This window comes from Phaeovulum sp., from assembly GCF_047638075.1.
Classification (GTDB): Bacteria; Pseudomonadota; Alphaproteobacteria; order Rhodobacterales; family Rhodobacteraceae; genus UBA6197.
Window position 1 is genome coordinate 42,857 of the sequence record NZ_JBLJBV010000042.1, and the last position, 12,979, is coordinate 55,835.

Sequence of the window (12,979 nt, forward strand, 5' to 3'; positions counted from 1 at the left end):
CCATCAGCCCGGTTGCGGGGGTTGGCAACGCGGCCGACACCGGGCTATCCGCCCAACCACCATACCACGGTTATTGCAAGGCGGTGGCCTGCTCGGTTGTGTCGGTCAGGATATGCAGCTTTTCCGTCAACGCCAACAGCTCTTGCGCCTCGGCCGCGTCAAACGAGGATGTGCTGCGCGAAAACCCCGAGATGGAGCGTGACCGCGCCGGCCCTACCGCACAGGTCAACCCGTTATGGATACCGAAACGCGCTGCCTCGGCAATCACATGATCAGGGTCGGGCAACTCGATATTGTCCCAGCGGATATAGCCAGTATTGGTCAACCCCCAACGCACCACAGGATCCGAAAGCATCATTCCGCGGGCGCTGTAATGTTCCATCCAGCCATTCGCATAGGTGCTATACATGAACGTCGGGCGTGTGTAGCGAATGTGCAGCGCCAGCGCATAGCCACTGTCACACATCTGCGCGAGGCGTTGCAGGATCACGTCCTTCTCGGGATGATTTTTCATTTCCATTTGCGTCTTTCAACTCTAAAGTGCGGCAACCCGGCGGCTGATGCTTTAACCCAACAATTGTCAGAGTATTTTTCATCAACGCCAATCGCAACCAATTTGACCCCTGATGGACCTGCAAAAGTACAACCAAACCTTCAAAAAACTAGCGCCTGCCGGCTTTTATGTCGCCTTGCGGGTCGGATATTCATTTCCCGAACAAGATCTGAACTGGTTACCCGATCCTTGGGTCGAGGCCTATACCGCGCGCGGTCTGGTGGTGCATGATCCGGTGATGAAATGGGTCTACAGCCAAACGGGTATAACCCGCTGGGACGCCATCCGTTTACCCGACCCAGCCGGCGTTTTTGCTTTGGCGCGATCGTTGGGTCTGCGTTTTGGGGCAACCGGAACCATTTCACGCCCCGAGGATGCCGGTTCGCGCAGCTATGGCACGTTTTTCAGGGCGGATCGCGACTTCAGCGATAGTGAGCTGACCGCATTTCTGGATATGCTGACCCAGCTTCACACCCGCACAACCCACCTGCCAGACCTTACCCCCGCCGAGATAACCGCCCTTAGAATGCAGGCACGCGGCCTGCGTACCAAACAGATCGCCGCCGAGATCGGCATTTCAGAAAGCGCGGTCAAGGCCCGCCTGGCCGGCGCGCGGCGCAAACTGGGTGCGCGCAACCCCGCGCAATTGCTCAGCATCGCCACAACGCATCGCCTGATCTGATCCCCGGCACTACATCACACTCAAAGCGCTAATATTATTTGATTAATACAACCTTAAAGATGTTCAGATTGCCTCCGTCAAAAGGGCTGTGCGGGACAAACCACACCTGCTAAGACCCTCGGAAGTCCCTTATATATCAACACTTTAACCAACAATGCGTCCCGTCGCTAAATCTGGCGTGTGTACCTGACGTGGTGATTATGTGTACCACATGAGTAGAACACAGGAAGGGTCTGCGTCAACAAAGCAGTAGCTATTTCCGCGCGGGGGTTGATAGTCTCAAATTGTATTTCGGAGGAACCCACACAATGGCAATGAAATTCAGCAAGCGGATTAAGGTCGCCCCGGCGTTCGGATCAACTTAGGCAAGGGCGGGATCAGTACAACAATCGGCCCGCGTGGCACTTCTGTGAACATCGGGAAGAAAGGCACCCACCTTAACACAGGCATCCCCGGAACAGGATTATCCGCCCGCACCAAGATAGCGGATGGCAAGGCAGGTGAGAACTCTCCTCCGAAGGTTGCCCCGCCAGAGGTCAAGAAGGAGGGAGGAAACTTCTTTACCATTGCGGGGGGGATTACCGGGGGACTAGCCGCACTCGGTTTTTTAGTCTGGCTCCTTTTCCTTTGATCCAACACCCTGAGAGGCCCTCAATCACCCGTAGGAGCCTCTAGGGGGCACGGCACAGCCTCCCACAGGCCCAACTAGGGCTTCCGGCATACAATGTGCCCAGATGCGCCTTAAGGCCCCTCTACGACTCTGTAGCACCTTATGGGGACTGGTTCACTGTTGGACCTACTTCGTAGGTAGGTGGTAGGCTCGGGGGAACCTCTAGGAGACGCTGAGAGGCACCGCACAGCCTCCCACAGGCCCAAGTAGGGCTTCCGGCATACAATGTGCCCAGATGCACCTGAAGGCCCCTCTATGACTCTGTAGCACCTGAAGGCCCCCTCTGTAGCACCTTATGGGGACTGGTTCACTGTTGGACCTACTTCGTAGGTAAGGACACTATTCAGGCCCCAATTCAAACCAAACACCCAACCCCCAATCGCCCCTTTCGTCCCGGCATCGGGATTACACCGACACGCCGCCGAACAGGTCCCCATAAGGGGATTAAATTGAATATTTACAAGTAGTTAACCGCTCTTACATAGTGACGCTATGCAGCGCAATTCCGCGTCCGCATACCCCGAACCCAAGGAGCAATTCACCATGCCAATGACCATTTTAGACCACCTCTGTGGGGCCGCTGATACACTCGACAGCAACGCCCACGCCCACGGGCTTCCCCACACCACGCGAGACAACATGCGGACCCTCAGGATCGCCGCAGACAGCCTCTACGATGCCGCAGAACGCATCAGCCAAGGGGAACCGATAGACGCCCCAGAAGTGGCCTTTGCCCTGTCCATGGCGGTGACGGGGATACTCTAGTGACCATGAGGCACCATGACCGGAACTATGACAGCTTCGTCCCGATGCGTCTTGTTGATGCGGCCCGCCCCGGTGTTCGCCGCAGAGAGAAAAACCAGAGGGTGAAAGCCTATAGGGAAGCCAAGAAAGGAGCCTTGGCAACATGAGCGCCGACTACAGCTTATTCGCTTTGGCCCCCATCAATGTGCAAGGGAGGGGGGAAGTTGCCCCTAAGGGATACGTTACGCCCGCCCAGCGCGACCAGATGGAGGCACAGAAAGGGAGGGGGGAGAACTCGACAGAGGACGCCCAACTTCCCCACCTCGCCCCTTACCCCCACGACACCCCGACATAGCCCTCTACGCCCCTTAGACGCGCCCCTACAGCCCCTCTAAAGCTGCACCTAGCCAACACCTTGCCGGGATGGTTTTTCGTTCCTTTTCCTCGCCCTGTAAGGTGCCCTGATATTGGGGTCAGGGCGGTTAGGTGCAGCTTTAGAGGGGCTGAAGGGGCGCTTTAGGTAACGCCCAGCGCCCTTTTCATTGCCCTTGTCGTTGACCTCAACTTAGCTGCATCCCCGCCATAAACCCGATCACCGACACCTTCCAGCGCGTGACCAAGGATAAGGTTCTGATCCAGTTGTGAGACCTCCGCCAGCACCAGCTTATCTTTCATGTTATGCCGCAGGGAGTGGACAACGTGCTTGGGGTCTCTTGTCACTGCCCTCAGGTGCTTCATCAGCGCCACAGAGACCGCAGAGGACCCCCTAGCGCGGCCATAAGTGGGGAACAGAAGCACATGACCCTCCGCCAGCTTCACCGCCTCCTTGGCGGCTTCTAGGGCATCCCCGACAAGCGGCACATAGCGACGTGAGGCATTGGTCTTGATCCTCCTAGCCTCATGCCACGTCACCCGAAGGCTGGGCAATTCGCCTGTAATGTCCACGTCCTCGACTCTCAGCCCCGTAATCTCTGCCAAGCGGCACCCTGTTCCCTCTAGGAGACGCCAGATCAACGGTAGGGGATACCCCGCAGCCCCAAGAATACGCTTCCTTGCGCCCTGTAGGATATGCGGCGGCAGAGGGTCGCGTTTCTCCCTCTCCGAGGATTGGCCCCGCGTAGACCCCACAGGAAGATTGTTGAACGGGTTTTGAAAGGTTCCGGGCAATAGGCTTTCGGTTGCTGCGTGGTTGATGATCGCCCTGAGGTCGTTGAGGTATCGCCGCACAGAGGAGGGGCTAATCCTCTTACCGTCGGATTTGATCCGATCAAGCATGTGGTCCCGAACCTTACGGGCATCTTCGCGGGTTAACTCGATCAACACGGGGTCCCGCCCGCCTAGCGCCGCCCGTACCATCCCGACCACAAGATTAACCTGCCCCTCAAAGCGGCGCATGTCCTCAGAGGGTTCAACGCCCCTCCGCTCCTTCAGGTACAGCGTCCGGGCATCCTCAAGGGTGTATTCGGGTTGCCCTCTAGGTGCCGCAGGCCCACCCCGCAGAAGATTGATTGTATGTCTGTCCACCGCAGTTGCGCCGATGGGGTCCAGCGTCTCAGGATCACGGGGATATTGTACGGCGATGGCCTCTGCCGCTGCGTCCCGTATTATCCACCGGGTCCCCTCAGGGGCCAATGATGCGGCACGGGCAAGCGCCACTTCAAACGCTTGACGCTCTGTAAGATCGCCCCTGTCAGCGGCCACGCTCTGCGCCCCACCCTGAATAGCGTCTGCTATCTCCTTTTCAACCTGTGCATGGAACCTCGGGTATGCGGCAAGCGCCTCCCGCTCACTGTCCCCCAGCGACCCCTTAAACTCCAACTTGGAGATAATCTCAGCGACCGCTTTGGGGACTCTACGGCGATACTGCCAGCGCCCCGCTTTGGTCCGTCGAACATACTTCAAAACAAGCCCCATGTGTACCTCGTGTGTGTCTGTTTGTGTACCAGACGGGGCGCAAAGTCACTTAAATTATTGATATATTTCCTTTTCCGTGGGGAAATCACTTCCGTCAAAAGGAGACAATCATGCACAACATTACCTTCGACTTTTCAGATCTTCACCTCCACGGCGCCGCGTTTTACGATTTTCTGGCACTGCGCAAACAAATCTTTGTCGATCAGCTTGGCTGGGATGTTCCCCATAACGGCACGGTCGAAATGGACCAATACGATACCCCCGTCGCGCATTATTCGGTGGTTATCCACAACGGCCGCGTTGTGGGCGGTGCGCGGGCAATGCCGACGACTGCGCTTTGGGGACCGCATAGCTATATGCTGCGTGACGCGCATCTGGGCAAACTTGACCATATCCCGCCAGAGATTTTGCCCCGCGACATCGCCACACCCGAGGTTTGGGAATGTACGCGGCTGGTGATCTCGGACAGTCTCAAGGCACAAAAAACCCGCGCCACCTGCTTGCGGCTTATCGTGGATGGGTTGGTGACAAGGGCGCGTGGCAATGGTGCGCGCGAAATGATCTGCCTGTCATCCCTGGCGCTGATGCGGGCGCTGCGACAGACCGGTTACGACGTCCACCGCTACGGGCCCACCTACCGCAACGATGAAGATGGCCGGATCTATGCCGCATTGCGCATGCCTGCCGAGCTTGCCGATCCAGCCGCGGTTGCGGCGCGAAGGATGGGCATCCAGTCTGTGGCAAACCTTCCTTTGCTTCAGGGCGCCGCCTGAGGGTAGCCAGAACGCCCCTGCCCGCGCCATAGGCGCACGGCAGCCCTAAAACCGCGCGCCGTTCATAGCCGCTGGCGCAGGCGCGTGGCCACCTTTGTCAATTCGCTGTCGTCAGGGCTTGGCGGCAGCGAAAAGCCGTCAATGCCGTCCTTGAGGTAGGCGGCCGAACTTACATCATGTGGGTGGTGCATCGGCACGATATGCGCATGGGCATGCGGCACATGAATGCCCGTGTAAAAGAATGAAACCCGCTCTACCCCCCATTCCCCCTTCATCGCGCGCGCGAACTGCTGGCCCAACGCCATGATCCGGGCGCTGGTTGCGGGGGGAATGTCCTCAAACCAGACGTGGTGCTTTTTGGGAATAATCAGCGTGTGGCCGGCCCGGATCGGATGCAGGTCCAGAAAGGCAAGGCACAGATCATCCTCGTACAGACGATGCGCAGGCAGTTTGCCCGCGACAATCCGGCAGAATATGCAATCGTCGCTCATTTTCGCCCCCAATATCAAACGCACTGGCAGCCACGATAAAGCCGCCACCGGGAACCGCAACGCTGATCTGAGACGCCTTTCCTTTGGATTGCTTCAAACTCCGGCAGATTTTCATGGTTTTTCAAAAGCTGGCATTGCCTTATCGTCTTTGTCGTCACATCCTTGCAGTGATCCGCCGACGCCGAAGCAAAGGACAGGCCGTGACCCGAAGCATTGATCTGAATTCCGACCTTGGCGAAGGGTTTGGCCCTTGGCCGATGGGTAATGATGCGGCAATGCTGGCGTTGGTCAACAGCGCCAATATCGCCTGCGGCGGCCATGCGAGTGACCCTGAAACAATGTTTCGCACGCTGTCCCTCGCCGCCGAGCGGGGGGTGAGCGTCGGCGCGCATCCCGGTTACGCCGACCGCGAAGGCTTTGGCCGCCGCGTGATCCCGATGACCCCCGCCGAAATCAGCCGCATGGTCGCGGCACAAATCGGCGCGCTGATTGGCGTGGCGGCACTGGTGCCGGTCAAGGTGCGCTACGTCAAGGCGCATGGCGCACTGGCAAACCTGGCCGCCGCCGATGCCTCGGTCGCGGGCGCAATTGTGTCGGCAGTGCGCGCGCTGGACCCCGATCTGGCGATACTGGCGATTTCCGGCACCCAGTTGGAGGCCGCCGCGCGCGCCGCCGGGGCCGAGGTTTTTTCCGAGATTTTTGCCGACCGCGCTTATCAGCCAAACGGGCAGTTGGTGCCGCGCAGCCAACCCGGTGCGGTGATCCACGACCCCGATGAGGCGGCAGCCCGGTTGCTGGCGTTTTTGGAAACCGGCCGGATGCCGGTGACCGAAGGCCCGCCCATCGCCCTTGCGGCACAGTCGATCTGCGTGCATGGCGATGGCGCCAGCGCCGTCGAAATGGCGCGCCAGATCCGCACCCGGCTGGCCGCAGCGGGGGTGACGCTTGCCCCGTTCATCGCGCCCTGATGATGGCTGATCCGCGCTTCATCCCGGTTGCCGACCATGCGCTTTTGGTCGAATTTGCCACGGAAATATCTGATGCCGCCAACGCCGCCGTGCGCGCGCTGGACCGTGCGCTGGCAGCCGATCCGCCCAAGGGCCTGCGCGAGGTGGTGCCCGCCTTCGTCAACCTTCTGGTCGATTTCGACCCGGATCTGACTGATCACAGCACGGTCGAGGCTGCCGTGCGCGGCCGTTTGTCCATCCCCGCGACCAAGGCCCCCGCCGCCACGACACGCGTGGTCGAGGTGTGCTATGATCCTGATCTGGCGCGCGATCTGGCCGCCGTTGCCGCCGCCACCGGGCTGGAGGACGAGGCGGTAATTAAGGCGCATCTGGCCGGGGATTACCGCGTGTTCATGTATGGCTTTGCGCCGGGCTACGCCTATCTGGCCGGGGTTCCGCCCGCGATCCGGGTGCCGCGCAAACCCGCACCGCTGCGCGGGATCACGGCGGGCAGCGTGCTGATTGCGGGGCCGCAATGCCTTGTAACCACGCTGACGATGCCCACCGGCTGGTCGATCATCGGCCGCTCGCCCACGCAGATACTCTGCGATGATCCGGCCCGCCCGTTCCTGTTTGACGTGGGCGACCGGGTCAGTTTCAAACGTATCGACCGCGCCACGTTCGAGCGCGCGCAAAAGGTGGGGCAGCCATGACCGAGGCGCGTTTCAGGGTCATTTCCGCCGGGCCGCATGTGTCGGTGCAGGATGCGGGCCGGTTCGGGCATATGCGGTTCGGGGTGCCCGCCTCTGGGCCGATGGACCGCACCGCCCACGCGATTGCCAACACCGCGCTGGCCTGCCCGCCCGAGGCAGCGGCGATCGAAATTTCTTTGGGCGGCTTGGTGCTTGAATGCCTTTCAGGCGCGCTTAGCGTAGCGGTTGCCGGGGGTGGTTTCATCGTTGACGTGGGCGAAACCCGATCCGGGGCGTGGACAGTCCATACGGTCCGTGCGGGGCAACGGCTGGCGGTTCGGCGCGGACCGTGGGGCAGTTGGGCCTACCTTGCCTTTGCGGGGGTGCTGGTTGCGCACAACTGGTTGGGCCACGCCGCAACACACTCCATGTCGGGCCTGGGCGGGGGCAGGCTGTTGCCGGGTCAAGAGTTGGTCGTGACCAACACACGGGTCGTCACCCACGAGGCGGTCACTATACCCTGCCCCGTTTTTGCCCGCCCCCTGCACCGGATAAGGATCGTCATGGGGCCGCAAGATCACTTCTTTGACGCAGCGGCGCAAACAAGCCTTCTTTATGAACCCTTCAGCATGACGCCCGCCTACGACCGTATGGGTGTGCGGCTGAGTGGCCCCCCCCTAAGCCCGGTTGGTGCCCTTTCAATCCCGTCCGAGCCGATTTTGCGGGGTTCGATCCAGGTTACCGGGGATGGTGTGGCAACAATTCTTCTGGCCGATCATCAGACCACCGGCGGTTACCCGAAAATCGCTACCATCGTCTCTTCTGAACTGGACGGGTTGGTGCAACTGCGCGCACGCGATCAGTTGCGCTTCATTGCGATCCCCCCCCCCGAGGCCGTGCATCGCGCCCGTCATCACGCCGCCAAGCTGCGCCAATACCTTGCCACGCTCGCAGCCGCACCGCTAGGCTGACAAGATCGAACAGATCCGCCGGGTGGCAAGCGCGTATCCCTCGACCCCAAGACCGACCAAAACCCCGTCAGCACGCAGGCTGATGTAAGAGTGATGGCGAAATACCTCGCGTTTATGAACATTGGAAATGTGGCATTCCATCACCGGCCCCTCAAAGGTGTTCAGCGCATCCAGAATGGCTACCGACGTATGGGTGAACGCCCCGGCATTGATGACGATGCCACAGGCTTTTTGGCGGGCCTCATGGATCGTGTCGATCAACACACCTTCGTGGTTGGATTGAAACAGCCGCACGTCAAAGCCCTTTTCGGTAGCCACGGCGGCGCAGTTGCGTTCAACGTCAGCCAGCGTGTTCGTGCCATAAATTTCGGGCTGGCGCTGACCCAGAAGGTTCAGGTTCGGGCCGTTGAGGATGTAGATCGTTTTGCTGGGCGTCATGACTCTCTCCGTTTGGCACATCATCACGACAAAACCGGCCAAGGAAAGCAGAAATCCACATCAATCGGGCCCGTTGCCTTTCAGCTACGGGTAATTTTCCCCGTCATGGCCGCCGCATCACGTCCGGGCGCTTTGAAACAACCCGGACGCTGCCGTGACCGCCATGACATGGCGCGGTGGTCTTACTCGTCCACGCGGTAGACCAGCACATCGCAGGCCGCATCGCGGATCAGTTTTCGGGTAACGCTGCCAATCAACGCGCGCCGAATTATATTGGTGCGGCCGGGGCCCACGACCATCACATCGACCTTCGGGCTGCGCGTAGCGCGCACCAGGCAAAACGCCGGATCACCCGATAAAACCCGTGTCGTGACGGCCGGCTGCGCCCGGTCAAGGCCACGGGCAAGCCCGTGCAGATAATCGGCTGCCCTTTGCTCCATCGCCTCGCGATGGGCGGTTATGGCACCCTGACCTTCCCCTGCGCGCAACATCGCGCTTTTGAGCTGCTGCGGAATATGCACCGCCTGCACCAGATACAAAACCGCCTTGGGCAAGGCATTGGCCACAAACGACATCGCCAGCGCCGCTTCATCAGTCCCGTCCGTTGCAACCAGCGCGCGCCGATAGGGCCGCTCAACCGGGCGCTTGATCACCAAAACCGGTGCGCGGGCCAGATGGATCACCCGGTCAGTCGTTGAGCCCAGAAGCTTTTCAACGATGCGGGGGTTTTCATGCGCGCGCATCACGATCAGGCCGGGGCGGCGTTCTTCGCACACCTCCAGCAGGCGCGCCGAGGGCGTGCCAACCTCGATCAGAACCGTGGCGCTTTCATCCGCGCCCAAACGGGCCAGCGCCGCCACAATATCATCACGCACGGAAAGCTCGGCCTGATGGCGCAGCGTGGTGACATCGGGTGCCATCCAGTCTGTCATAGCCACGTCCAGCACATGCACTACAGTAAGCGAAACGCCACTGTCGGCGGCGACCTCGATCGCGCGGGCCAAAACCGCCTCATCTTGCGGAAGCTGACCAACGGCGGCAAGAACGCCACCTTTCAACGGCGTTGCTGCACTCATTTTTTCATCTTGCATTCGTTGCTATGCCTTTTCTTCAAGCTCGCTTTCCCCGACGTCGGGTGCTTTTGCCAATATGGCAGAAGTTTCCATCATCGCCAATGCGGCATGGTAGGCAGCCACCGCCGGCATCATGGACATAGCAAGCCCCGAGGATAACATCCCCGTTTCCCATGCCCCCATCGGTGTCATTGTCGGGGCGCGCCGCGTGGCGCATGGCCGCGATAGTGTTTCCTCCAACCGCTTGGCTACATCGCCCTTGCGGGCGACCACTTTCCCCCGTGCGGGCAAGAGTTCAGCAAAATCTGCGGAACAAATCATCATGGATCCAGCTCCTTCAAACGCGGATTGGTGGGTTTCCCCCCACCGGGGCTGGCCCCCCCAGGGCCTAAGGCAACACCCCCCGCCCACGATGTGGCCGGGCAGACGACTGTGGATCACGCCCACAAACACCAGGAAAAAGTTGCATTGAAAGACGCACGAAACGCCCCACCGCGCCCCTCTGCGCAGGTCTTGAAACCTGCATGGGCACTGTCTTGGTGCTTCAAAGAATATGGCATGTCATCCCCCAAGCATCAAAAGCCGACGTCACCGCGATGGCACCCAACTTGTCTGGGGCCAGGATCGTCTACAAGGAAACGGGCAGCCTATTTGAAAGAGTTCAAGGCGCCCCCTCCGATCATTGACCGGAAAACACTTGCTGCATACCCCCATTCCGTCAGTCGGGGCTAACGGCGGGCTATAGATCAGCCCGCATATGACAGACACTTTTCACAACTGCCAAACATCAACATGGCAGCATCATGGGGCAAACACCTTACAGTTGCAACTGTCATGCGTCAGGGCGCGGCCATTTGGCGCATAAGTGCCGAATGATGGGCCGTTGACGCCACAACACGCCCCCCATTGCGCCCAACATCACCGTCAGAGATTGACGAACGTCACAACCGCGCCTACCTCTTGTCATATGAAGGCGCATATGGATCATTTTCGTTTCCGATTGCTGACCCGCCCTGTTCCCCGGGCGGAATAGGCGCGTTCGCGCCTGCCAAACCCCCGGGGATCACTGACATTCCATAAAGCAGCGTTACTATTGCCCATGGGATGACACAGCCTGCACTGCCTTCCTTTGCCACCCTACGTCTTCTGCTTCAGGTTTCCACGACCCGCATTCTTACCTTATGTTTTCCAGGTACCTGCCCCTTTTAGCCCTGGCTTATTCGCTGCCGCCCCTAACGAAAAACAAGATGGAGCCCGCCATGACCACCAAGACCAAACCCGCCAGCAAAACGTCGCGCCGCCCGAAGATCGTCTTGTGTCAGGACACGTTGGACCGGCTGGAATCGATGGCCGAAGGCGCGTTTCAGCGCAACCCTGCCATGGCTGATCGCCTGCTGGAAGAATTGGGCCGCGCCCAGATCGTTGCCCCCGGCAAGATGCCAGCCAATGTTGTGGCCATCGGCAATGATGTGACCTACCGCGACGAAGCCACCGGCATTGAAAAGACCGTCCGGCTGGTTTTCCCCGAAGACGCCGATATCGCCGCGCAGCGCATTTCGGTGATGACGCCCATGGGTGTCGCGCTGCTGGGCCTTACCGAAGGTGCGGCGTTCTACTGGGACACCCGCGATGACCAGCGCCGCACCCTGACCGTCATGCGCGTATCGCCAGCCCGCACTGATGGCGACGAAGGCTGAAAGGTGGTTACCTCAACTACGGCCCCTTGCGCCGCACATGCCCCGCCCGGGGATGAAAACCCCATGATCTGAACGAAATGGGGGCCGTCTCCGGGAAACACTCAGCTGTCGTTTCAAATGACCAATCCGGAGCCAGTTCCCATGTCACGTCTACCCATGCGCGCGATCTGCCTCGGGTGCCACGCCCCCCTGCCCCGCGCCGCTGCAATCCGCTGTCCGCATTGCCACCACCCGATCAGGGCTGCGCACACCGTACCGGGGGCCTTTTGCCGCACCTGTTTTCGCCCGTTGCCACCCCATCATAGCGGTCCCTGCCCCGACTGTTCGCGGCCCCGCCGGCGGCCGCCCTTGCCCGTAGGCGAAAGGCGGACGCTATGACAACCAGACAAAACGCACGGCGCCTTATCTGGCCGACCGCACTGATGATCCTCAGCCTTGGGTTGGTGTTGTTTCACAATGAGTTGGCCCAGTTGATGGGCAAACAGGACGACCTGTCGCCCATCGTCACCGCGCTGGCCTATTTTGCGGCCGCCTGGTTGGTCAGCCGAATTCTGGCCATGGTGTTGGATCAGGCGGCGGTGCGGCGGCGACCCTATCCGCGGCTGCTGAAGGACCTGATTTCAGCGGTGTTGTTTCTGACCGCGTTTGCGGCGTCGGTCGCGTTGTTCATGGGGCAAGGCGCGGTTGGGGCCTTGGCCGGTTCCGGCCTTATCCTGGCGATGCTGGGCTTTGCGATCCGCAACGTGGTGGCCGACACGCTTTCGGGTGTGGCGCTGGGGATCGAGGGGCCATTTCGCATTGGCGACTGGATTGAAATTGACGGGATCGCGCGGGGCCGCGTGATTGAGATCGGTTGGCGCACCACCCGCGTACTGACGCGCGATGCGACCTATGCGATCTTGCCCAACAGCCAGATTGCGCGCCAGCGTATCACCAACTACTCCGCCCCCAAACCACAGTACCGGGCGCAAATCTCGATCACGCTGGACCACGCCATGCCGATCAGTGCCGCGCGCAAGGTGATGTTGACCGCCCTCCAAGAGGCCAAGCTGATCTTGCAGGACCCGGCCCCGGATGTCCGCGTTCTGGCCTATGAAGAGCAAGGGATCACCTATGCCGTGCGCTACTGGTTATCACGGTTTGAGAGGGACGCGGATTGCCGCGATGAGGTTTACAGCCTGATCGACGACGCCCTGCGCCGCGAAGGCATGATCGCGCCGCGCCGCCGGATAGAGCTGGTCGCCGCGGTCCCAACCGCCGATCATGGCCACACCGAAGACACGGCGGGCACAGACACCCGGCTGCACCCATTTCATCCCGATTGAAAGGTTGCA

Annotated in this window: 15 protein-coding genes; 9 read left to right on the forward strand and 6 right to left on the reverse strand. The window is 60.3% G+C overall.

The annotated features are described in order from the left end of the window. Window positions 1-70: 70 nt before the first annotated feature. Entirely contained in the window at window positions 71-514 is a 444-nt protein-coding gene (locus tag ACM62R_RS06590; protein ID WP_415183258.1) for an autoinducer binding domain-containing protein, read from the reverse strand. A 112-nt stretch (window positions 515-626) separates the two neighbouring features. Here ACM62R_RS06590 and ACM62R_RS06595 point away from each other — a divergent pair, with 112 nt between their 5' ends. From ACM62R_RS06595 to ACM62R_RS06605, 3 genes are all read left to right on the forward strand, one after another. Then, complete coding sequence (locus ACM62R_RS06595) at window positions 627-1,235, forward strand: LuxR C-terminal-related transcriptional regulator (RefSeq protein WP_415183259.1); 609 nt, start codon at window positions 627-629, stop codon at window positions 1,233-1,235. Window positions 1,236-1,590: 355 nt separating this feature from the next. Then, complete coding sequence (locus ACM62R_RS06600) at window positions 1,591-1,866, forward strand: DUF4236 domain-containing protein (RefSeq protein ID WP_415183310.1); 276 nt, start codon at window positions 1,591-1,593, stop codon at window positions 1,864-1,866. 588 nt (window positions 1,867-2,454) lie between these two features. Then, window positions 2,455-2,670, forward strand: coding sequence for a hypothetical protein (locus ACM62R_RS06605; RefSeq protein ID WP_415183260.1), 216 nt, complete (start codon window positions 2,455-2,457; stop codon window positions 2,668-2,670). 495 nt (window positions 2,671-3,165) lie between these two features. Here ACM62R_RS06605 and ACM62R_RS06610 read toward each other — a convergent pair whose 3' ends face one another. Continuing rightward, window positions 3,166-4,563, reverse strand: a complete 1,398-nt coding sequence (locus ACM62R_RS06610; RefSeq protein WP_415183261.1) for a tyrosine-type recombinase/integrase — start codon at window positions 4,561-4,563, stop codon at window positions 3,166-3,168. A 110-nt stretch (window positions 4,564-4,673) separates the two neighbouring features. Here ACM62R_RS06610 and ACM62R_RS06615 point away from each other — a divergent pair, with 110 nt between their 5' ends. Next, a complete protein-coding gene (locus tag ACM62R_RS06615; RefSeq protein WP_415183262.1) occupies window positions 4,674-5,336 on the forward strand; it encodes an acyl-homoserine-lactone synthase in 663 nt (220 codons plus the stop codon). 62 nt (window positions 5,337-5,398) lie between these two features. Here the strand turns inward: ACM62R_RS06615 and ACM62R_RS06620 are convergent, their stop codons facing one another. Then, window positions 5,399-5,827: an HIT family protein gene (locus ACM62R_RS06620; RefSeq protein WP_415183263.1), complete on the reverse strand. Its 429-nt coding sequence runs from the start codon at window positions 5,825-5,827 to the stop codon at window positions 5,399-5,401. A gap of 200 nt (window positions 5,828-6,027) precedes the next feature. Here ACM62R_RS06620 and ACM62R_RS06625 point away from each other — a divergent pair, with 200 nt between their 5' ends. The 3 genes from ACM62R_RS06625 to ACM62R_RS06635 are packed head-to-tail and all read left to right on the forward strand — an operon-like array spanning window position 6,028 to window position 8,437. After that, window positions 6,028-6,795, forward strand: coding sequence for a LamB/YcsF family protein (locus tag ACM62R_RS06625; protein ID WP_415183264.1), 768 nt, complete (start codon window positions 6,028-6,030; stop codon window positions 6,793-6,795). A gap of 2 nt (window positions 6,796-6,797) precedes the next feature. Beyond that, window positions 6,798-7,487, forward strand: coding sequence for a 5-oxoprolinase subunit B family protein (locus ACM62R_RS06630; RefSeq protein ID WP_415183265.1), 690 nt, complete (start codon window positions 6,798-6,800; stop codon window positions 7,485-7,487). Next, the gene (locus ACM62R_RS06635) at window positions 7,484-8,437 is read left to right on the forward strand and encodes a biotin-dependent carboxyltransferase family protein (RefSeq protein ID WP_415183266.1); all 954 of its coding nucleotides are present in this window, start codon (window positions 7,484-7,486) and stop codon (window positions 8,435-8,437) included. Before ACM62R_RS06630 ends, ACM62R_RS06635 begins: the two co-directional genes overlap by 4 nt. On the opposite strand, the gene aroQ is transcribed toward ACM62R_RS06635, so the two are convergent. The 3 genes from aroQ to ACM62R_RS06650 form a co-directional block, all read right to left on the reverse strand. Next, window positions 8,429-8,875: a type II 3-dehydroquinate dehydratase gene (gene aroQ, locus ACM62R_RS06640; protein ID WP_415183267.1), complete on the reverse strand. Its 447-nt coding sequence runs from the start codon at window positions 8,873-8,875 to the stop codon at window positions 8,429-8,431. The two genes, ACM62R_RS06635 and aroQ, sit on opposite strands and share 9 nt — an antisense overlap. 182 nt (window positions 8,876-9,057) lie before the next feature. Continuing rightward, a complete protein-coding gene (locus ACM62R_RS06645) occupies window positions 9,058-9,966 on the reverse strand; it encodes a universal stress protein (protein ID WP_415183268.1) in 909 nt (302 codons plus the stop codon). Window positions 9,967-9,972: 6 nt separating this feature from the next. Then, window positions 9,973-10,272, reverse strand: coding sequence for a hypothetical protein (locus ACM62R_RS06650; protein ID WP_415183269.1), 300 nt, complete (start codon window positions 10,270-10,272; stop codon window positions 9,973-9,975). 935 nt (window positions 10,273-11,207) lie between these two features. Here ACM62R_RS06650 and rnk point away from each other — a divergent pair. Both rnk and ACM62R_RS06660 read left to right on the forward strand, forming a co-directional pair. Beyond that, window positions 11,208-11,645, forward strand: coding sequence for a nucleoside diphosphate kinase regulator (gene rnk, locus ACM62R_RS06655; RefSeq protein ID WP_415183270.1), 438 nt, complete (start codon window positions 11,208-11,210; stop codon window positions 11,643-11,645). A gap of 374 nt (window positions 11,646-12,019) precedes the next feature. Further along, window positions 12,020-12,970 (forward strand): mechanosensitive ion channel family protein, encoded by a 951-nt coding sequence (locus tag ACM62R_RS06660; RefSeq protein WP_415183271.1) that lies wholly within the window; start codon window positions 12,020-12,022, stop codon window positions 12,968-12,970. The last annotated feature ends 9 nt before the right edge of the window (window positions 12,971-12,979 follow it).